This is a genomic window from Prosthecobacter fluviatilis, assembly GCF_055388355.1.
Genome location: NZ_AP043782.1, coordinates 61,272 through 81,457 on the forward strand (window position 1 = coordinate 61,272; position 20,186 = coordinate 81,457).

General features: G+C 66.1%; 14 protein-coding genes. 9 read left to right on the forward strand and 5 right to left on the reverse strand.

From position 1 onward, the window contains the following. Positions 1-17: 17 nt before the first annotated feature. Both ACZ5WW_RS00245 and ACZ5WW_RS00250 read right to left on the reverse strand, forming a co-directional pair. Positions 18-2,204, reverse strand: coding sequence for a multicopper oxidase family protein (locus ACZ5WW_RS00245; RefSeq protein WP_377171296.1), 2,187 nt, complete (start codon positions 2,202-2,204; stop codon positions 18-20). Positions 2,205-2,313: 109 nt separating this feature from the next. Continuing rightward, complete coding sequence (locus ACZ5WW_RS00250; RefSeq protein ID WP_377171294.1) at positions 2,314-2,694, reverse strand: hypothetical protein; 381 nt, start codon at positions 2,692-2,694, stop codon at positions 2,314-2,316. 253 nt (positions 2,695-2,947) lie between these two features. Between ACZ5WW_RS00250 and ACZ5WW_RS00255 the strand changes: the two genes are divergently transcribed. From ACZ5WW_RS00255 to ACZ5WW_RS00270, 4 genes are read left to right on the forward strand one after another with little or no spacing between them, the layout of a single operon-like run. After that, positions 2,948-3,634 (forward strand): TetR/AcrR family transcriptional regulator, encoded by a 687-nt coding sequence (locus tag ACZ5WW_RS00255; protein ID WP_377171292.1) that lies wholly within the window; start codon positions 2,948-2,950, stop codon positions 3,632-3,634. Further along, entirely contained in the window at positions 3,631-4,728 is a 1,098-nt protein-coding gene (locus ACZ5WW_RS00260) for an efflux RND transporter periplasmic adaptor subunit (protein ID WP_377171290.1), read from the forward strand. The genes ACZ5WW_RS00255 and ACZ5WW_RS00260 overlap by 4 nt, the downstream gene beginning before the upstream one ends. Positions 4,729-4,757: 29 nt before the next feature. Next, on the forward strand, positions 4,758-7,898 hold the full coding sequence (locus ACZ5WW_RS00265) for an efflux RND transporter permease subunit (protein WP_377171287.1): 3,141 nt from the start codon (positions 4,758-4,760) through the stop codon (positions 7,896-7,898). A gap of 41 nt (positions 7,899-7,939) precedes the next feature. Next, complete coding sequence (locus ACZ5WW_RS00270; protein WP_377171284.1) at positions 7,940-9,343, forward strand: efflux transporter outer membrane subunit; 1,404 nt, start codon at positions 7,940-7,942, stop codon at positions 9,341-9,343. Positions 9,344-9,989: 646 nt separating this feature from the next. Here the strand turns inward: ACZ5WW_RS00270 and ACZ5WW_RS00275 are convergent. Next, positions 9,990-10,634: a carbonic anhydrase family protein gene (locus tag ACZ5WW_RS00275; RefSeq protein WP_464694199.1), complete on the reverse strand. Its 645-nt coding sequence runs from the start codon at positions 10,632-10,634 to the stop codon at positions 9,990-9,992. Positions 10,635-10,980: 346 nt separating this feature from the next. Here ACZ5WW_RS00275 and ACZ5WW_RS00280 point away from each other — a divergent pair, with 346 nt between their 5' ends. Together ACZ5WW_RS00280 and ACZ5WW_RS00285 are read left to right on the forward strand one after the other, a co-directional pair. Then, a complete protein-coding gene (locus ACZ5WW_RS00280) occupies positions 10,981-11,487 on the forward strand; it encodes a hypothetical protein (RefSeq protein ID WP_377171279.1) in 507 nt (168 codons plus the stop codon). 55 nt (positions 11,488-11,542) lie between these two features. Beyond that, positions 11,543-12,037, forward strand: coding sequence for a hypothetical protein (locus ACZ5WW_RS00285; RefSeq protein ID WP_377171276.1), 495 nt, complete (start codon positions 11,543-11,545; stop codon positions 12,035-12,037). Positions 12,038-12,135: 98 nt separating this feature from the next. Here ACZ5WW_RS00285 and ACZ5WW_RS00290 read toward each other — a convergent pair whose 3' ends face one another. Then, positions 12,136-12,561: a hypothetical protein gene (locus ACZ5WW_RS00290; RefSeq protein WP_377171274.1), complete on the reverse strand. Its 426-nt coding sequence runs from the start codon at positions 12,559-12,561 to the stop codon at positions 12,136-12,138. A gap of 55 nt (positions 12,562-12,616) precedes the next feature. Continuing rightward, positions 12,617-13,162, reverse strand: coding sequence for a carbohydrate binding domain-containing protein (locus tag ACZ5WW_RS00295; protein ID WP_377171272.1), 546 nt, complete (start codon positions 13,160-13,162; stop codon positions 12,617-12,619). A 185-nt stretch (positions 13,163-13,347) separates the two neighbouring features. Here ACZ5WW_RS00295 and ACZ5WW_RS00300 point away from each other — a divergent pair, with 185 nt between their 5' ends. The 3 genes from ACZ5WW_RS00300 to ACZ5WW_RS00310 all read left to right on the forward strand — a co-directional run bounded on the left by ACZ5WW_RS00300 (position 13,348) and on the right by ACZ5WW_RS00310 (position 20,169). Beyond that, positions 13,348-17,481 (forward strand): tetratricopeptide repeat protein, encoded by a 4,134-nt coding sequence (locus ACZ5WW_RS00300; protein ID WP_377171270.1) that lies wholly within the window; start codon positions 13,348-13,350, stop codon positions 17,479-17,481. 213 nt (positions 17,482-17,694) lie between these two features. Then, the gene (locus ACZ5WW_RS00305) at positions 17,695-18,600 is read left to right on the forward strand and encodes an alpha/beta hydrolase (protein WP_377171267.1); all 906 of its coding nucleotides are present in this window, start codon (positions 17,695-17,697) and stop codon (positions 18,598-18,600) included. Between the two features lie 21 nt (positions 18,601-18,621). Continuing rightward, on the forward strand, positions 18,622-20,169 hold the full coding sequence (locus ACZ5WW_RS00310; RefSeq protein ID WP_377171265.1) for a glycoside hydrolase family protein: 1,548 nt from the start codon (positions 18,622-18,624) through the stop codon (positions 20,167-20,169). Positions 20,170-20,186 lie beyond the last annotated feature (17 nt).

Genomic DNA, 20,186 nt, shown 5'->3' on the forward strand with positions numbered 1-20,186 from the left:
TGATGGAACGGGTTCCATCAAAAGCGGATGATGAGGCCGACGCCGGGGCCGTAGTCGCTGTGGTAGCTGGCGGAGAGGGAGACATTGCGCGCGAGGGTGTAGTCGGCGGCGGTGCTCCACTCCCAGCGGCTGCCGGTGTCATAAAAGGCGTAGCCAGACAGGCCGAGACGGGGCGTGAGCTGAAAGCGCTTGGAGAGCTGGAAGCGGCCGTTGCCATGGCTGTCCACGGTGAAGTCCGCGAGGAACATGAGCGGGAGGCGGTAGTTGAACCCGGCGATGATGCGGTTGCCGCCGCCGTGGTTGGCAAAGCGGAAGCCTGCGTAGGCCTGGAAGTTCATGCTGAAGTAGCGCTGGTAGAGGGCGTCCACTTCGTGCTCGGTGGCGGGCTTGCGCCGCCAGCCGATCTCCCAGGAGAGGAGCAGGTTGTTTTTGGGGTTCATCCAGGTGAGGAGGCCGCTGCTCATCTGCGTCTGGAGGGAGGCCGCGCCCCAGAGATAGCTCATGTCATGGGCGTGCTCGCCGAGGCCGGCGGCGGCGTGGTCATGGCTAAACAAGGAGAAGGGACTGGGGCGATGCGCAGCGTGAGACGCGGCGGTCATGCCGGTGAGTCCGGCGGCGGCGGCGAGTGTGTCTGCGGGGGGCTCGCTGTGGGAAGGGGATGTGGCGCCAGCGCCCGGCTCGTAGCGAAACACGCGGGCCATGCCGCTCATCATGTGGTAGAGGATGTGGCAGTGAAACATCCAGTCCTTGTCCTCATTGGCCTCGAATTCGACGAGACGCCGGCCCATGGGGGGGACATCGACGGTGTGCTTGAGCGGGGAGCGTGAGCCGCCGCCCATGAGCAGGCGGAAGAAATGGCCGTGCAGGTGGATGGGGTGGTGCATCATGCTGTCGTTCACCAGCTCCAGCTCGATGATCTCGCCCTTGCGGATTTTGATGTAAGGCTCCTGGGCGATGGTCCTGCCATTGAAGCTCCAGACGTAGCGCACCATGTCTCCGGTGAGGTGCAGGGTGATGCGGCGGCGCGGGAGCCTGGCCGGAAGGGTGGTGTCGTGCGTGGCTCTGAGCAGCCTGTAGGGCGAGCCGGGGCGTGGCAGGCGGAGCGGGGCGCGGGGATCTGCCTCCTGCTCTTCCAGCGAGAGGGCGAGCATCTGGTCCATCTGGTAGAGATTGGGGCGCGGCGGGCTGGTGGCGGGGTGGCGCTCTCCCTGGCCAAACCAGGCGGAGGCGTGGCCGCTGCCGTCCTGTGCGGTGGCACGCAGCTCGTACTCGCCGCTGGCGGGGATGGTGATGATGAGATCGTAGGTCTCTGCGATGGCCATGAGAAAGCCGCCCACCTGCACGGGCTGAACGGGCGGGCCGTCTGCGGCCACGAGGGTCATGGGCCCGGCGCTGGAGCTGAGGTGGAAGTAGGTGGCGGCGGAGGCATTGATGACGCGCAGGCGCAGGCGCTCGCCGGGGCGGCCGGTGAGGCGGGTCTGCCGCTGGCCATTGATGAGGAAGGCGTGGTAGCCCACGTCGGAGACGTCCATGGGCACCATGCGGCTCCATTCGCGGCGGAAGTAGTCCTTGAGATTTCCGCGCTGCCAGGCGCCGAGGATGCTCTGCGAATTTCTGCGCATGAGCCCGAAGTAGTCGCTGCCGCGCATGAGCATGCGCAGGACCTCGTGGGGCTCGGTGTTGGTCCAGTCGGAGAGGATGAGCACCTGCTCGCGGTCTGCCTGCACGGGCTCGCCGCCGCGTGGCTCCACGACGATGCCGCCGTACACGCCGCTCTGCTCCTGCAGGTGGGTGTGGGAGTGAAACCAGTAGGTGCCGCTGTGCCGCAGGGTGAACTCAAAGGTGTGGGTGGTGCCGGGCTGGATGGGCGGTGTGGTGACGTGGGGCACGCCGTCCTCCTTGTTGGGCAGCAGCAGGCCGTGCCAGTGCGTGGAGGTCTCCTCATGGCGCAGGTCATTGTGCACGCGGATGCGGGCGAAGTCGCCCTCACGGAAACGCAGCACGGGGCCGGGGAGGGTGCCATTGATGGTGAGGGCGCGCACCATCCTGCCCGCCGGGGCCAGGCGCTGCTCGGAGATGTGGAGGTCGTACTCGACGACGCGCTGGCCGGGGGCCGGGGGCGTGTTTTTCTTGCAGGTGTCGCAGGCAAGGGCTGCGCCGTGTGCCAGGAGTACGGCACCGGCCAGGAGGGGAAGTGTTTTCACGGGATCGCTGAATCGGGGGCGTGGATACGAGAAGCCAAGCCTGCAGGGCATGAGGGTCCCGGTGGGGAGCCGAGTGCTGCAGGCACAGTGCGTCTGTGCCGTGCGGGATTCAGGTCAGGAGAGCGCAGTGCAGCACGCTGAGCCGCACATGGGGCCGGGTGCTGGCGCGCTCATCGGCAGCGGGCCGGATCGTGCAGCCCGTGTGTTTTGCCTGGAAAGGGGGGAGATGAAAAGCCTGCGAGAGCTCCGTCCAAACCACGTGGGGGATGAAGCTGCGTCCTTCCGAGGCAGGCGGCAGGGGGGCTGCGGGGAGACCCTGGTCTGGCAGGGCGGGCTGGGCACAGGCGCAGTCTGCCATGCCTGACTGCTCCAGCCACGCGCAGCATGCCATGTGGCATTTCTCCTCCTGCGGAGCGGCGGCGATGAGCAGCGGAGCGGTCTGCATGAGCAGCACCAGCAGCATCAGACTCATCTGGAGGACACGTTTCATTTCTCTGTGTCTAAGAGTCCGCCCGGGCGGTTTTATTTCAAGTTTTTTTCCGGGCGTGGCCTGCGGCAGGCCGGAGTGGCGGCGGTCTTTGCGCCGTCGGTGTGCTGGCTCATGGCGCTGCAGTTTTGTTTGAAAACAAAAAAAGACAGGTGGCCGGCGGTGCTGCGAAGGGCGGGCGAAAAAGCGGCGCGTACGAAGGAGGAAAGCGTTTGACGAAACGGGCGCGATAAGTTAAACGGCTGTTTATAAACGCATGTTTAACTCTTCTTCATCACGCGAGCATGACGCCGAGGCGCGCCGCGGACGGCTGCTGAAAGCGGCGGCGGCGGTCTTTGCGAAAGACGGCTTTGAAAAGGCCAGCCTGCGGGCCATCTGCGAGAAGGCGAAGGCCAATGTGGCGGCGGTGAAGTACTACTTTGGCAGCAAGGAGGGGCTCTACCGCGAGGTGTTTCTCTGCTCCTGCCAGCAGAGCATGGACAAGGACCGCCCGGTCACGCTGGCGGACGGCGGCACGCCGGAGGAGACGCTGCGGCTGTGGATCCACCACCTGCTGGACCACGTGCTGCTGAAGCGAAAGGCGAATCCGGTTAAGAGCCAGATCATGGCGCACGAAATGCGCGAGCCGACGCCCTGCCTGAACGAATTCATCAAGCTCATCGTGCGGCCTTTCCACGAGGAGCTGCAGCGCATCATCGCCGCCGTGCTGGGCAGGAGCGCGGTGGACGAGGACTGCATCCTGTACTGCCACCACATCATCGGGCTGTGCATCCACTACGACCACTGCCGCGTCTTTGTGGACCGGCTGGGGCCTCCGGTGCCGAAGACGGAGGAGGAGGTGCGGCGCCTCGCTGAAAACATTTCCGGCTTTGTGCTGGGCGCGCTGGCCTCACGCCGTGGCACGCCGCCGAAAACTTCCCCAAGATCCAAAAAAACACCATGACCCCCATCTTTCGAAACTGCTACCATGTACTGGTATTCGGCGTGCTGGCCGGCTCGTTCACCGGCTGCGGCAAGGCGCCCGCAGCGGCGGCTCCTGCTGCGGAGATGAAGGCGCCGGAGCCCGTCTCTGTGAAAACGGCTGCGGCCCATGAGGAGCCGATGCCGCGCTACCTGCGGCTCACCGGAGAGATCACCGCCGCGCAGAATGCCGCCGTGGCTGCGGACACGGCAGGCAAGGTGATGGAGACGCCCGTGGAGCGCGGCTCCGCCGTGAAGGCGGGCGATGTGCTGGTGCAGCTGGACAGCCGCACCGCGACGCTGAATCTGGCGGAGGCCGAGGCCAATGTGGTGCAGGCGAAGTCGAAGCTGGATCTCGCCGAGAGCGAGGTGAAGCGCAACGCACCGCTGGCGCAGATGAAGGCGGTGGCGGAGACGGATTTTGCCCGCATCAAGGCGGACCGCGACAGCGCCGCCGCGAGCCTGGCGGCCGCCGAGGCACGGCGTGACATGAGCCGCAAGACGCTGGGAGACACGACGATCCGCGCGCCGTTTGACGGCACGGTGGCGGAGCGCTTTGTGACCGCGGGCGAGTACGTCATGGCAGACTCCAAGGTGGCGCGTGTGGTGGATCTGCAGCACCTGCGCCTGCTGGTGAATGTGGCGGAGCCTTCCGTGGGGCTGATCCGTGAAGGGCAGAAGGTGGAGTTCAGCGTGGCTCCGTATCCTGGCGAAGTTTTCACCGGCGTGGTGAAGTTCATCGGCGCGGCGGTGCGTGCGGAGACGCGCGACCTGCAGGTGGAGGCGGAGGTGGTGAACACCGACGGACGCCTGCGGCCCGGGCTCTTTGCAGAGGCGCGCCTCTCGCTGCCGCCGCAGAAGACCGTGACCGTGCCTGTGAGCGCGGTGCGCACGGACGGCTCCAGCCAGAAGGTGTGGGTGCTGGAGGCAGGCCGGCTCGATGAGCGTCTGGTGGAGACGGGCGAGTCGGACAAGGAGCGCGTCGAAATCCGCCGTGGTGTGAAGAAGGGCGAGAGCGTGGTGCTCTCTCCCGGCGCGGACGCCGCCGATGGCGTGCCTGCGAAGCCTGCCGCCTGATCACCCAACCTCTTTCCTTTTTTAATCTCATGCAATGGCTCGCCCGCATCTGTGTCCAGCGTCCTGTCCTCGCCAGCGTGATCGTGCTGGTGTTTGTGGTGGTGGGCCTCATCGGCTACTCACGTCTGCCGGTGGACCGCTTTCCGAAGGTGGACTTTCCCACGGTGGCGATCACCACGCGCCTGGATGGCGCGACACCGAAGGAGGTGGAGACGCAGATCACCGACAAGATTGAAGAGGCGGTGAACACCGTCAGCGGCATCGATGAACTGCGCTCGGTTTCCAGCGAGGGCATCTCGCAGGTGATCGTGGTCTTCCTGCTGGAAAAGAACGTGGACGTGGCGGCGCAGGAGATCCGCGACCGCGTGAACCGCATCACCTCGGATCTTCCGGATGATGCGGACCCGCCCATCGTGGAAAAGCTGGACCCGGATGCCGCGCCGATCCTCAACGTGGCGCTGACGGCGGACAAGCCGGCGCGTGAGATCACCGAATACGCGGACAAGGTGCTGCGGAGGCAGCTGGAGAGCGTGCCGGGCGTGGGGCAGGTGACGCTGCTGGGCGGGCGGAAGCGTCAGATCAATGTGTGGATGGACCCGGTGCGGCTGAAGTCCTTCAACCTGACGGCGATCGATGTGCAGCGTGCGCTGCGCGCGCAGAATGTGCAGATCCCTGCGGGCACGGTGAAGGACGCCGCCAGCCAGGCGGGGCTGCGCGTGCTGGGAAAGGCGGCCTCCGTGGCGGAGCTGCGGCAGATGGTGGTGCGTGAAAAAGACGGCGGCATGGTGCGCCTGCAGGACGTGGCGCGCGTGGAGGACGGCGAGGAGGAGCCGCAGACGGCGGCGCGGCGCAACGGCACGCCCAGCGTGGTGCTCTCCCTGCGCAAGCAGTCGGGTGAAAACACGATCAAGGTGGTGGATGCGGTGAAGGAGCGTCTCGATGAAATGAAAAAGATCCTGCCTGCAGGCTACGCCGTGAATGTGGTGCGGGACAACTCCATCGTGATCCGCACGAGCACGCATGCGGTGCAGGAGCATCTGGTGCTGGGCGCGCTGTTTGCGGCGCTCATCGTGCTGCTGTTTCTGGGAAACACGCGCGCCACCTTCATCTCCGCGCTTTCCATCCCGACGTCTCTTATTGCCGCGTTTGGCGTCATGTGGGCGCAGGATGTGACGATGAACCAGATCAGCCTCGTGGCGCTGGCGCTGGCGGTGGGCATCGTGATCGACGACGCCATCATCGTGGTGGAAAACATCTTTCATCACATGGAGGAGAAGGGGGAGGACGCGCATGAGGCGGCGATCAACGGCACGCGTGAGATCGGGCTGGCGGTGATGGCGACGACGCTGTCGCTGCTGGCGGTGTTTGTGCCGGTGGCGTTTCTCAGCGGCATCGTGGGCATGTTCTTGAAGAGCTTTGGTCTGACGATGGCCTTTGCGATCGCGGTTTCGATGCTGATCAGCTTCACGCTGGTGCCATCGCTCGCGGCGCGCATGCTGGCGCGGCGCCGGCGGAGCTGGGTGGAGCGCGTGCTGGACCGTGTGGTGGGGGCGTTTTACCGGCCCATCGAGGCGGTGTACATGGTGATGCTGCGCTTTTCCATGCGGCACAGGTGGGTGATCGTGCTGGCGTGCCTGGGCGCGCTGGCCACGCTGCCGCTGCTGATGCGCACGGTGCAGAAGAGCTTCATGCCACCGACGGAGGAGGCGGAGTTCATCGTGAACCTGCGGCTGCCGGAAGGCACCACGCTGGCGGCCACGGACCTGCAGGGAGAGCGCGTGGCGCGCAGCATCCGCGCGCTGCCGGGCGTGGAGTCCACGCTGCTGACCATCGGGGACAACGACCAGCGCGTGCAGAATCTGGCGGGCATCTACGTGCGGCTGACGGAGCCTGACACGCGCGAGGCCACGCAGCAGGACATCATGGACCAGGTGCGCAAGGAGATCCTGCCGAAGTTTCCGGCGGAGTGGCGCATGACGGTGCTGGCGGTGCCGCCATTCAACACGGGGCAGTCCAGCGCGAACGTGCAGTTTTACATCGCCGGGCCGGATCTGGACCGCCTGACGAGCGCGACGGATGTGATCATGAAGGAGGCCAAAAACATTCCCGGCATCCGCGACCTGGACTCCACACTGATCAGCGGCAAGCCGGAGATCACCGCGAGCGTGGACCGCAGCAAGGCGGGGCAGATGGGGGTGAACATCGCGGATCTCTCCACCACGCTGCGGCTGCTGGTGGGCGGGCTGGATGTGTCCACCTACGACGAGGCAGGGGAGCAGTACGACATCCACCTGCGCGCCGAGGCGGGCTACCGCAACAACCTGCAGGCCATGGAGCAGCTCTCCGTGCCGGGCGCCGGAGGCACGCCGGTGGCGCTGGACAATGTGCTGAAGCTGGAGCAGACCTCCGGCCCTTCGCAGATCGACCGGCTGAACCGGCGGCGGCAGGTCACCATCACGGCGAACAACGCGCCGGACGTGGGGGAAAGCCAGATCGTGGAGGCGATCGACGCGCTGGTGAAAAAGCAGAACCTGCCCGCGGACTACAGCAGCGGCGCGGCAGGGCGCTCCAAGGAAATGGCGCGCACGGGGCGTGCGTTTGGCATGGCCTTCCTGATGGCGTTTGTGTTCATGTATCTGATCCTCGCGGCGCAGTTTGAGAGCTGGCTGCACCCGCTGACGATCCTGCTGGCGCTGCCGCTGACGCTGCCCTTTGCCATCCTCTCCCTCATCATCTTTGGGCAGTCGCTGAACCTCTTCAGCATGCTGGGCGTGCTGGTGCTGTTTGGCATGGTGAAGAAAAACGGCATCCTGCAGATCGACCACACCATCCAGCTGCGTGAGCGCGGCATGGACCGGCTGGACGCCATCCTGAAGGCGAACAAGGACCGGCTGCGGCCCATCCTGATGACGACGCTGGCCTTTGTGGCGGGCATGGTGCCCATGATGCTGGCGCGCGGCGTGGGCGCTGCGTTTAACAACGCCACGGCAGGCGTCATCCTCGGCGGGCAGACGCTCTCGCTGCTGCTCACGCTGCTGGCCACGCCGGTGATCTATTCGTACTTTGACGACATCGTGCAGTGGCGGCGCCGGCGCGCTGAAAAGCGTGCGGCACGCCGTGCTGCGCGTGAGGCCGCGCTGCCGCCTGAGAGCGCGTCCGCCTCCGTCTGAAACCTCTGTCTCCTTCGATTTTTCCCCCACCGCTCCTACGCATGGCCTCCACTCTCCCACGTCTCTGTCTTGCCGCGCTGCTGCTGGCGCCTGCGGCCTGCACTGTCGGGCCGGATTATCAGAAACCGGACACCGCAGACCTCACGCCCGCCACATGGCGCTGGCAGGCCGGTGCGCCGCGCGATGACGCGCCCAAAGGCGAGTGGTGGAAGGTCTTTCACGACAGCGAGCTGAACCGGCTGGAGGCGCTGGCGCTGGCGGACAATCAGAATCTGCGTGCGGCGTTTGCGCGCATCCAGCAGGCGCGTGCGAACGCCCGTGCGGCGGCCACGGACTGGTTTCCCGAATTGACCGCCAACTCACGCAACAAGCGCGAGCGCACCTCCGGCAACCTGCCCACGCCGGTGCCGGTGAACATTCCCTCCGCGCAGATCAACACCTTCAACCAGACGCTGGACCTCAGCTACGAGCTGGACCTGTGGGGCAAGGTGCGGCGCTCGTTTGAGTCGGCGCGCGCGCAGGCGGAGTCCAGCGCGGCGGATTACAACAACGTGCTGCTGACGCTGACGGGAGACGTGGCCGCGACCTACTACCAGCTGCGTGCGCTGGACGCGGACCTGGCCTCGCTGCGCCGCACGATCGAGCTGCGGGAAAAAAGCCTGGGGCTGATCCAGCAGCGCTTTGCCGCAGGCACGGTGCAGGAGACGGATGTGGCGCGTGCCAAAACGGAGGTGGCCACGGCGCGTGCCGAACTGGCGGACATCAAGCGCCAGCGCCAGGAGGCCTCGGACAACCTCTCGCTGCTGTGCGGCGTGCCGGCCACGAATTTCAAGCTGGCCGAGCGCCCGCTGCGCGGTGCGCCGCCGGTCATTCCCGCCGGACTGCCCGCGAGCGTGCTGGAGCGCCGCCCGGATGTGGCGTCGGCAGAGCGCCTGGTGGCCGCGCGCAATGCGGACGTCGGCGTGGCCACGGCGGCGTATTTTCCAGCGGTCAGCCTCACTGGGCAGGGCGGTTACCTGAGCAAGAACACCAGCGATCTCTTCAGCGCCGACAGCCGCGTGTGGTCCTTTGGCCCGAGCGTGAGCCTGCCGGTCACGGGCTTTGCGCTCATCCGCGCGAATGTGAACCGCAAAAAGGCGGCGCGTGAGGAGGCCGTGGCGAGCTACCGCCAGGCGGTGCTCGGCGCGCTGAAGGACGTGGAGTCCGCGCTGGCGCAAACGCGCTACCGCGCGGAGCAGGCCGCCGCACAAAACGAGGCGCTGGCCGCGGCGGCGCAGGCGGCGGAGCTCACCCATGCGCGCTATGACAGCGGCGCGGCGGGCTACCTGGAGTTTCTGGACGCCGAGCGCACCCGGCTGCAGACCGAGCGGCAGGCCACGCAGGTGGCGGCGCAGCGCTTCATCGCCACCGTGCGGCTGGTGAAGGCGATGGGCGGCGGATGGTGAGAAGTGCTGTGAGATGCCAGAGGGGGCTGGGGTGGCTTGGACGTAGGATGGGTGTGGCGAAGCCCGCCCGTCCATGAGCGTGTTGCGAGCAAGATGGCGTACGGACGTCCTCGCAGTCGGGCGGTTTGGCGGAGTGGGCTTGAGCGTGTTGAAGGGAGCATCGATCGCCAAACACACCCAACCTACGGCCCAGGGCGGCGTGATGGCCTGGACGTAGGATGGGTGTGGCGAAGCCCGCCCGTCCATGAGCGTGTTGCGAGCAAGATGGCGTACGGACGTCCTCGCAGTCGGGCGGTTTGGCGGAGTGGACGGTGGGAGAGGGGACGTGCTGGACGCCAAACACACCCAACCTACGGCCCGGAGCGGCGTGATGGCCTGGACGTAGGATGGGTGTGGCTAAGCCCGCCCGTCCATGAGTGTGTTGCGAGCAAGATGGCGTACGGACGTCCTCGCAGTCGGGCGGTTTGGCGGAGTGGGCTTGAGCGTGTTGAAGGGAGCATCGATCGCCAAACACACCCAACCTACGGCCCAGGGCGGCGTGATGGCCTGGACGTAGGCGCGCCTTCATGCGTGATGAGGCAGAAGACGGGGCCTGCTTCCCCCCAGGACTCGTGGTATCAAATGCTGGCCTGCACCAGGAGGAAGGTCACTCGATGAACTCGAGCGTGCCGTCGGTGAGACGGTAGAAGGCGCCGACGATCTTGATCTCGCCGTCGTCCTCCATGCCCTTGAGGATGGGGCTGTGGATGCGGATGTTGTTGAGGGAGAGGCGGACGTTGTTTTCGGCGACGTATTTGACGTAGGCCGGATTGGCGGAGGTCTTTTCGCCGTCGAAGTCCTCGCTCATGGCGACGGCGGGCTTGATCTTGGCGAGCAGGGTGGTGAGGTTTCCGAGCTGCACGTTGTCGATGGCGCCGCGGATGGCGCCGCAGTGCTGGTGGCCCATGACGAGGATCATCTTGGCGCCGGCGACCTTGCAGGCAAACTCCATGCTGCCGAGGAGGTCTTCATTGACGAAGTTTCCGGCGACACGGCCGACGAAGACGTCGCCGATGCCCTGGTCGAAGACGTCCTCCACAGGGACGCGGCTGTCGAGGCAGCTGAGGACCATGGCCTTGGGGTACTGGCCGGGGGCGGAGCGGCGGACCTGCTCGCGGTGATTGCGGCGTGTGACGCGGCCGGTGCGGAAGCGCTTGTTGCCGTCTTTGAACTGCTGGAGGACCTCTGCGGGGGTGAGGAGGGCCTGCTCCTCGGCGGTGGTGACGTGGCTGATGATGGGGGAGGTGTCCACGAGCAAGGGGGAGTCTGCCGCTGACCCGGGAGGGGCGGAATCCTGAGGGTGGGTGTCTGGGGCGGAGGAGGGGGATTTGCTGGGTTTACGCGCTGGCATCGCCGCAGACTAGAAGGCCTCCCCGGGTTGTCAAACCTGCGGGTGGGGTGAGCTGCACGGCACGCGGGGCTGGGCGGAGGTGGGATTTTGCTTGTGCCGCGCGGTGTGCGGGGTGATGCTTCTCCTGTCATTTAAAGCAATATAAGCCGATGGCTTGAAGGTGGTAAGTGGATGGCCTAAAGAAAGAAAGATTTAGGTGGCGAGATTTTGCTCGTCAAAAATGCCGGGGCGCTGTCTGTTGCGCGGCATGAATGTGGAGGAAATGAGAAGTGTGGTGGACAAAATCCGGGACTCGGGCTGCCTGTCTGAGCGTGAGCTGCTGAGGCAGACGCGCATGGTGGCCGGGTGGGACGCGCTGATGCGTGTGGACGAGCGTGACCGCCAGTGGGAGACGGAGCTGAAAAAGCACGTCTGCCGCGTGGCCAGTCTGGGCAGGCCGCATGTGCCGGGCCTGGGCGATGTGGCGGTGTACGCGCTGCTGGGGCTGCTGTGCGGCGGCTGCGGGCTGTTTCTGGTGTCGCAGATGAGGCAGGGCATCGCCGCGGCTGAGGAGCTACGCTGGCTGGCGGTGGGGCTGCGCGCGGGGGCCTGCGTGCTGTTTTTCATGGCGTGGCAGAGCTTTGCGGCGCTGCGCAGGTTCCGGCCTGTGCAGATGGCCTACGAGAGCGGCCGGCGCGAAGACCTGGAGCGTCTGGCCAAGGAGCACCGCCCGGGCGCGCGCCTCTGCCTGAAGTGCCTGAAGTACACGGACTGAGACGCCGCACCCCTCGACGCGCTGATTTTTTTTTGGACTCGATGAACTGCCCACGATGAGCCCCATCCAGACTCTGATCTATGAAAAAGTACGGGGCTCCGGCTGCCTGAACGCGGCGGAGCTGGCGGCGTTTCAGACCTTTTCCGAAAACTGGGAGCGGCGGCTGAAGCTGGACCTGCTGGACTTTCGCTGGACGGAGTCGGTGCCGGACCATGTCATCCAGGCCAGGATCTGCGGCGTCACCACGCATCGCCTGCCGGAGGTGGGAGGCTCCAGGGGGGCTGCGGGGCTGGGGATCGCGTGCCTGCTGTCTGGTCTGCTGGGGCTGTCTGCGCTGCCGGGGCAGTGGGCGGTGTGGCTGGGCCTGTGTGCGGCGGGCCTGGGAGTGCTGGTGCTGTGGAGCGCGCGCAGGGACCCGCAGGGCCGGCAGGCCTACGAGGAGGCGCGCCGCAGCTACCTGGCGGAGCGGCAGGCGCTGCTGCGGGAGCTGCCCAAGGAGCTGCGCCCGGCGAACAGGGTGTGCCTGCACTGCACGCGGCCGATCACCTGAGCCGCGCCGCCGGGGCGGTGGACCGGGGGGACAGGTCTGGCGGCCGGCAGGGCTGCGGCGCTGTGGTATTTCAAAGCATGGAGTGGCATGCGCGTGGCTCACCGCAGCAGGTGCAGGAGCTGCAGCAGGCGGCAGCCGCCCCAGAAGAGCGCGGGGAAGCAGACGACGAAGAGGGAGAAGAGCAGCCCGAGGCGGAAGAGGCGCGGGGTGAAGCCGGGGCTGGTGCGGGGCCGCACGAGGCGCAGGGGCACATCGACCAGCCAGCCGCCGGTGTAGGCGGCATTGGCCAGCAGGGGGACGACCATGATGGCGGCGGGCTCGACGGCGTCCTCCCCGGGCTGGAGCACGCCCGCTCCCTCGATGCTGGCGGTGAAGACGAAGAGGGCGAGCGCACCGACGAGGCCGATGATGAGATTGAACGGAATGCGCCGCCGCTCCCACCAGACGATGATGCCGCGCGGGGTGAGGGGCGCCTGGGGTGCTGTGAACAACCACCCGATGGTATGAAGGATGCGCTGCTTCATGGCCTGTGCAGGAGACGTGGCCCGCCGTTTGAAGTGCCGGGCTTTTTTCGGGAGATCAGCGTTTGCGGGACGGGCCGAGCTCGATGAGCTGGAGCTCGTCAAACCACGCGGTGCCCATGGCCATGCTGGAGTGGTGGCCCAGGCGGGGGCCGACCTTGATGCTGTCCTGCGCGCCGGTGTCGAACTCGAAGGAGACCTTCTTCCAGTTCTGCTTGCCGGAGAAGGCCTCGGTGTGCTCGTAGCCGCCTGCGAGGGAGAGCGTGGCGCCGGTGCCTTTGACGACGACGTCCCTGGTCTTGATGTAACCGGTGAGGCGGTAGCGGGTGCGGGGCTTTACGGTGACGGTCTGCTGCAGAAAGCTGTCGTCCCCGGCGGGATTTTCGATGCGGATGCTGCTCTTGCCGTCGTGCTTTTCCACGGTGTCCACCGCGACGGTGCCGCGCTTTTCATAGGCGGAGAGGGTCCAGCCTTCGAGCCCGTTTTCAAAGGAGGGATTGCTGAGGAGGTTGGTCTTCACCACGGTGGGCTGCTGGGCGGCGGCCAGCGCAAAGAGAGTGCCGAATGCGGCGGCGCAGACGATAAGTTTTGCGGCGGTGTTCATTGGATGGCGTCTTATTAGGGAGGATTAGGAGAGGGCCGTAACGGTGCGAGCATGAAGCATGCGGCGTGCAAATGCAAATGCTGCGGCCATGCCGTGCTTTCCCGGCACGCCTGCGGGGTCCTTTTCTTCCCTGATCCAGGCGTGACAGTGGATTGATTTGATGCTTGGATCGCAGCCAAGGAACCATGACCACTCACGAAGCTTTGCGGATTCTCGACCTTGATGCCCCCATCAGCCGGGAGGACTTGGACAGGGCTTATGAGGAGGGGGCGATGGTGTGGCGGCCGGACTCGTTTGCGGGAATTGCAGGGCTTCAGGCGAAAGCGGCGGCAAAGATGGATGAACTCTACGCGGCCTATGTGTGGCTGGTGGCGCTGCCCCAGGATGAGTTTCCTTTTCACGCGGGGATGAGCGGGCAAACGGCGGTCGAGCCGGGAGAGAATGACGCGCGGCAGGGGGAGGTGGAGGCGGCGCTGCAGCACACCCAGGCCGAACCGGCTGCGGCACATGAAGACCTGCCGCCGAGACTGCCCCAGAATCCGTTTTCACCGCCACCGCCGCCGCTGCACGGGTATGTGCCGGACTCGCAGGAGGGGGCGCGGGCGGCGGGTGGCCGGGGGCGGCTGAAGGGAAAGGCGGGCATGGCTGCATGGGCGGCGGCGGGTGTGGGCGCGGCGGTCCTGGTGGCGCTGATTTACACGGCGGGCAGACGCGGCGGCGACCATTCCAATCCTTCGGCGGCTGCGGAGGCCCCGGCTGCCGTGCTGTCCCTGGAGGATGTGCAGGCGCTGAACATGACTGACCTGGAGGCGCTGGCTCAGAAGGGGCATGCCCTGGCGCAGCGTGAGATGGGCATGCGGTATTTCAAAGGGGTGCTGGCGGTCCCGAATGATGCGGAGGCGATGCGATGGATGGAGAAAGCAGCCAAGCAGGGGGATGTGGAGGCGCAGGTCTGGATGAGCTTTGCCTGGTATGAAGGCTACGGGGTGTCCGCGAACAAATTCGAAGCGGTGATGTGGGCGCGGCGGGCGGCGGAGCAGGGCCACCCGAAGGCGGAGTATTATCTGGGCATGTACCACCTCCTGGGCGAAGGGGTGGCCAAGGATGGAGATGCGGCCATGAAGTGGCTGCTGAAGTCTGCGGAACAGGGCGATGACGAGTCGCAGGTGGCGTTGGGCCTGATCTTCTCCAAGGGCGTTGGCGTGCCGAAGGATGACGCCGAAGCGGCACGGTGGTTTCGCAAAGCGGCGGAGCAGGGCAGCGGCGGCGGGCAGGCGAGGCTGGGCGCGTGCTACTTTGAGGGCTATGGCGTGCCGCAGGATGTCGCGCAGGCGGCGTACTGGGTGCGCAAAGCGGCGGAGCAGGGAAATGAGAACGGCCAGTCCAGCCTGGGGATCTATTACCTGATGGGCTGGGGCGTGCCAAAGGATCCGGTGCGGGCTGAGAAATGGCTGCGCCTGGGCGCGGAAGGCGGTGACACCATTGCGCAATACCAGCTGGGAAGGATTCTGGCCACGGGCGAGGGCGTGCGCGTGGACAAGGTGGAGGCGTACCGATGGCTGAGCCTCGCCGCGTCCCACGGGATCGCCAAGGCAGAGCCGTACCTGAAGGAAGTGAGGCAGGAGGTGTCCATCGAAGATTTAAGCCGCCTCCGGCAATCTGAGCGGGACTGGCGCAAACGGCTGAGCAAGGGGCAAAGGGAACGCCGCAACAGGGTGGGGAGCGCACCTCCGCCGGACCCGGGTGCTGCCATCACGACCTCGCCGAAGATGGACATGCCGCTGCCTGAGCTGCGGGTGCTGGCGGAGAAGGGGGATGCGGAGGCGCAGTATTGGATGGGGAGCAATCTCCAGGGAAGGGAGGGGGTGAAGCAGGACCTGCCGGAGGCGGTGGCGTGGCATCGCAAAGCGGCGGAGCTGGGGCACCTCATGGCGCAGCACAGCCTGGGCGGCTGCTGCTTCATGGGGGCGGGGACCCGCAGAGACCTGGTGGAGGCGATGCGGTGGTTTTCACTGGCCGGTGAGCAGGGCCACGGTGCCTCCGCTTACTTTGCCGCCGTGACGCGGAGCATGCTGACGCCCGCGCAACTGGCGGTGGCAAGGCAGAAGGCGCGGGAGTTTCAGCGCGGCCACCCGGCGGTGGCAGCGGCGGCGCAGCCTGTGGCCCCGAAAGAAGAGAAGCCTGCAACTCCGGTGGCAGTCCTGACGCTTCCGCCCCCCGTCCCTGTCCGGGCACCGGAGGAAAGAAGCAGCATCGACTCGAAAACGCTGCATGCGCACGCGGAGCGGGGCGATGCGCGGGCGATGTACTGGCTGGGGGTGGACAGTGCCACGGCCGAATTCAGCAAGTCGGACCCCACACAGGCGGATTACACGGAGTCGGTGAGGTGGTTCCGACGGTCGGCTGAGCTGGGTCTGCCGGATGCGCAGCTGGCGCTCGGGCGTGATTACACCCTGGGCGCGGGCGTCAAACATGACGAGGCCGAGGGCATGAGGTGGCTGCATCTGGCGGCGAGTCAGGGGCTGGCGGAGGCACAGATTTTCCTGGGCATGTTCCTGCTCAAACATGGGCACGGTGAGCAGGCGGCGGAGTGGTTCCGGCGTGCGGCCGAGGCGGGCCTCAGCGAAGCCCAGTGGCTTCTGGGGAAGATGCTCCACGCGGGAGACGGGGTGGCGGTGGACAAGGCGGCCGCCTATGGCTGGATCTCCGCTTCCATGGCTGATCACCTGCCGGATGCTGAAGCCCGGCGGCCGGAGGCGCAGAAGATTCTGGACGATCTCATGCACACCATGTCGCTTGAGGAAATGGCGGCTGGCGGGAGCAAGTGGAGGGAATGCCTCGACATGATGCACAAGCTCCCGAAGCCTGTGAAGATGCCGGTGGTCGCCCCCACCGGATGGAGGCAGGGGATGCCGCTGGCGCAGGTGCGCGCGCTGGCGGAGCAGGGAGATGCGGAGGCGCAGTATCGCATGGGTGTGTGCGTGGAATCCGGGGACGGTGTGCCGAAAGACACGGGCGCAGCGCTGCAGTGGTTTCGCCATGCGGCAGAACGCGACCATGGCAAGTCCAAGACCCGCATGGGCATGGCCTGTTTCACCGGTGAGGGGGATGTGCCCAAAGATCTCGTGGAGGCCATGAAATGGTTTTGGCTGGCTCAGGGGGCGGACGAAGCCTCCGATGACTGGCTGACCAAGGCGCATGATGCGACGACGCCCCAGCAGCATGACGAGGCGTATCAGAGAGGGGCGGAGTTTCGGCCCATCGGGCCACGGGTGCCGCTCACGCAATCGGCCCCGGTTGCCAGATCCGCATGGAAGATGGGCATGCCACTGGCGGAGACGCGTCTGCTGGCGGAGCAGGGCGATGCCGTGGCGCAGTATCAAGTGGGCGAATGCTGCCGGGTGGGCACGGGCATGACTGCCAATGAGGCTGAGGCGGTGGAGTGGTACCGAAAGGCCGCGGACCGTGGCTACGCACCGGCTCAGCTTGCCCTGGGGCTCGCCTTTTCGACAGGGCAGGGGGTGGTGCAGGATGACACACTGGCCCTTGGGTGTTTCCGTCTGGCAGCCGCGCAGGGGGCGGCGGGCGCCCAGTACTCTCTGGGCTGCGCCTACAAGCACGGCGACGGCGTGGTGAAAGATCCCGTGGCGGCGGTGGCGTGGTTTCGCAAGGCGGCAGAGCAGGAGCATGCCGGAGGGCAGCTGGAGATGGGGCGTGCCTGCCTGGCCGGGGAGGGAACGGCCAAAGACGAAGCCGCCGGGGCGGGGTGGCTGCAACTGGCCTCCGTCCAGGCGCTGCCCGAGGCGCAGCATGAGCTGGGCCTGGCTTATCTGAACGGCACCGGCCTGAAGCAAGACCTGGAGGCGGCCGTGCAGTGCTTTGGGTGGGCTGCTGAGCAAAACTATGCGCCGGCGCAGTATGATCTAGGCGTTTGCTGCGCCAACGGTGAGGGCGTGGCCAAGGATGAAGCCGCCGCCGCGGAGTGGTACCGCAAAGCTGCGGCGCAGGGAACGCCAGCGGCGCAGTTCAATCTGGGCTGCTGCTACAGCACTGGCAGCGGCGTGGCAAAGGACGCTGCCGCTGCCGCCCAATGGTATCGCAAAGCCGCGGAGCAGGGAATGGTGGAGGCGGAGTTCTCCATGGGGATCGTCTGCTACACGGGCACCGGGGCTCCTGTTGATCTGGTGGAGGCTGCGAAGTGGCTGCTGCTCGCCTCTGCCGAGGGGCACGCAGAAAGCACCAAGCTGGCCGCCCGAGTCCGGCTTGAGATGACACCCGAGCAATATGCGGAGGCGGAGCGCCGGGCGGCTGCGCGCTGAGGCTGAGGCTGAGGCTGAGGCTGAGGCTGAGGCTGAGGCTGAGGGGAGCGGTACGGTTTCTTCTGCAGGGGGTGCCCGGGCGCGCGACTTACCTGTGGCGAAGGCTCAAGTGATCGAACAAAGTGCCTGACAGCGGCGCGTTCCTGCTCTCGTTCCATCTTGCTGTCCGAGCTCGGAAGCTTTTTTCATCTGTACCAACCCCAACCCTCTCCCATGAAACGCCTCGTCCTCCTTCTGCCTCTCGTTCTTGCCTGTGCCCCGCTGCGTGCGGAGGGGCCGCAGGTGATTCACCTGTGGGAAAAAGGAGCGCCGGGATTTGAAAATCTGAAGGACGAGCCGGAGGTGATGAAGGGCACCTCGGTCACGCATGTGAACCATCCTTCCATCACGGTGTATCCTGCGCCGAAGGACAAGGCGAATGGCGCGGCCATCCTCATCGTGCCCGGCGGCGGGCATCGCCAGCTCGGCTTTGGTGGCGAGGGCGTGGAGCCTGCCAAGCTGCTCAATGAGCTGGGCGTGACCTGCTTCATCCTGAAGCACCGTCTGCCGCGCGAGGAGGGCAGCCCCTACAATCTGGACATCCATCCGCGTCAGGACGGCCAGCGTGCCATGCGCGTGATCCGTACCCGCGCCGCCGAGTGGAATCTGGACCCCAAGCGCATCGGCATCCTCGGCTTCTCCGCCGGTGGCGAGGTGGTGGCCATGGTCGTTTACAGCCCCACCGCAGGCGATCCCGCTGCGGCTGATCCCATCGACCGCGCGAGCTGCCGCGCGGACTTTCAGATTTCCATCTATCCTGGCCCGCTGGGTGTGTCCGCCGGCCCCATCCCCGCCGACTCTCCGCCTGCTTTCTTCCTCGTGGCGAATGACGACACCAGTCACGTGAAGCCCATCCTCGACCAGCTGGCGCAGTATGAGGCGGCGAAGCTGCCCGTGGAAGTGCACCTCTACGCCAAGGGCGGCCACGGCTTCGGCATGGGCGGGCGTTCCAAGCTCAATTCCATCAAGACCTGGACCACCCGCATGACGGACTGGCTGGCCGACAGCGGCTTCCTCATGACGGCGGAGGAGAAGGCGAAGGCGCAGGCCGAGGAGAAGAAGGCGAAAGGGAAGAAGTAACCTCCTTCCGAGGACCCACCCGTGAAATTCATCGCCCTCACCGCCCTGCTGCTCGCACCGTTTTTCCTGCTGCATGCGGGCGATGATCTGGTGGTCTATCCGCCGGTGCCGGGGCTTGCGGCGTCTGAGCACTACCGGGTGCGCGTGCGGGCTGTCGGCGGTGAATGGAAAAGCGCCTTTGTGTGGCAGACGGAGTGCAAGACGGAGGAGGCCTACTTTGACACCCTGGCGGGCTGGACTCACAGCTACGTGAACTTTGAAACCTCCGGCGCGGTGGAGGTGGAGATCAGCCGCGCCAATGGCCAGCCGATCCGCAGTGCGGCGGTGCATCCGGAGCGCAATGCCTCCGCGTGCGCTGTGAAGGAGGGCAGGGCGCTGGTGAAGCTGGACAGGCCCTGCCTGGTGGCGGTGGACATCGACGGGCAGATGGACGGGCAGGACACGGGCAAAGGCTACGAAGGGCCGCCGATCCACACGGTCTCGGTCTTTGCCAATCCACCGCTGGCGGACAAGCCGAGCCCGGACGGCCCCGGGGTGCGCACGGTGAAGCCCGGAGAGAAACCGCCGGCGGAGGGCGGGTGGAGCACGCTCTACTTTCTGCCGGGGGTGCATGACATCGGGGCGGCGTTTCCGGTGCATGCCAGCCGCCGGTATTACATACCGGGAGATGCGATGGTGTACGGCACGTTTTGCAATCCGGAATGGAAGGACGGCCACAACATCCGCATCTTCGGCCATGGGACGCTCTCCGGTGCGCGGATCAAGCATGAGAGTGCGCTGGGCCTGTTTTCCCTGGGGCAGAAAAACATCAGCCGAAAGCCGGTGGAGATCTTCGGAGCCGAGGACACGCAGGTGGAGGGGATCACTGTCGCCGACTCGGCCTCGCACTCGGTCATGCTCATCAACCGCTACACCGAGGGGCATCCGAACAAGGTGCAGTGGACCAAGATTTTCACCTGGCGGGCGAACGGCGATGGCATCAACCCTTTTGGCAACACGCTGATCGAGGACTGCTTCATCCGCACCCAGGACGACTCGCTGTATGTGAACGGGCGCGGCATCCGCCGCTGTGTGCTGTGGAATGACGCGAACGGCTCCTCCTTTGTACTGAGCAGCATCCCGGAGCGCAGGCTCATGGTGGAGGACTGCGACGTGATCTACTCCCGCGCCAAATGGCACCGCTGGAGCGGCGGGCGTGTCTTCAATGCGCGCGGCGAGAACGATGAAGCCGGAGGCCCCGGCGTGGTCTTTCGCAACATCCGCATCACGGACCCGCGCCCGACGCTGCAGCAGTTTTTCATCTGCCTGAACGTGCCCAAGCCCTATGGCGACGGCGGCCACAGCAAGGGCGACATCTCGGGCGTGCTCTTCCAAAACATCTCCATCGCCGCGCCCAGCGTGCTGGGCGAGCCGCAGATGCTCTGGGGGCAGAAGAATGCGCGCATCCGAGATCTGACCTTTGAGAACCTGACCGTCGGTGGGAAGCCGGTGACCAGCGCGGAGTTTTTCAAGACGAATGAGTTTGTCGAAGGCCTCAGGTTTGCGCCGTCGGCTTCTTCGAAGAAGTGAACGAGCCTGGGCCTGCG

What these genes read in the sequence shown, in the direction of transcription:
- ACZ5WW_RS00255 (WP_377171292.1), top strand. Translation starts at nt 2,948, where the DNA reads ATGTTTAACTCTTCTTCATCACGCGAGCATGACGCCGAGGCGCGCCGC.
- ACZ5WW_RS00295 (WP_377171272.1), bottom strand. Translation starts at nt 13,162, where the DNA reads ATGAACACCGCCGCAAAACTTATCGTCTGCGCCGCCGCATTCGGCACT.
- ACZ5WW_RS00300 (WP_377171270.1), top strand. Translation starts at nt 13,348, where the DNA reads ATGACCACTCACGAAGCTTTGCGGATTCTCGACCTTGATGCCCCCATC.
- ACZ5WW_RS00270 (WP_377171284.1), top strand. Translation starts at nt 7,940, where the DNA reads ATGGCCTCCACTCTCCCACGTCTCTGTCTTGCCGCGCTGCTGCTGGCG.
- ACZ5WW_RS00285 (WP_377171276.1), top strand. Translation starts at nt 11,543, where the DNA reads ATGAGCCCCATCCAGACTCTGATCTATGAAAAAGTACGGGGCTCCGGC.
- ACZ5WW_RS00290 (WP_377171274.1), bottom strand. Translation starts at nt 12,561, where the DNA reads ATGAAGCAGCGCATCCTTCATACCATCGGGTGGTTGTTCACAGCACCC.
- ACZ5WW_RS00265 (WP_377171287.1), top strand. Translation starts at nt 4,758, where the DNA reads ATGCAATGGCTCGCCCGCATCTGTGTCCAGCGTCCTGTCCTCGCCAGC.
- ACZ5WW_RS00280 (WP_377171279.1), top strand. Translation starts at nt 10,981, where the DNA reads ATGAATGTGGAGGAAATGAGAAGTGTGGTGGACAAAATCCGGGACTCG.
- ACZ5WW_RS00305 (WP_377171267.1), top strand. Translation starts at nt 17,695, where the DNA reads ATGAAACGCCTCGTCCTCCTTCTGCCTCTCGTTCTTGCCTGTGCCCCG.
- ACZ5WW_RS00260 (WP_377171290.1), top strand. Translation starts at nt 3,631, where the DNA reads ATGACCCCCATCTTTCGAAACTGCTACCATGTACTGGTATTCGGCGTG.
- ACZ5WW_RS00250 (WP_377171294.1), bottom strand. Translation starts at nt 2,694, where the DNA reads ATGAAACGTGTCCTCCAGATGAGTCTGATGCTGCTGGTGCTGCTCATG.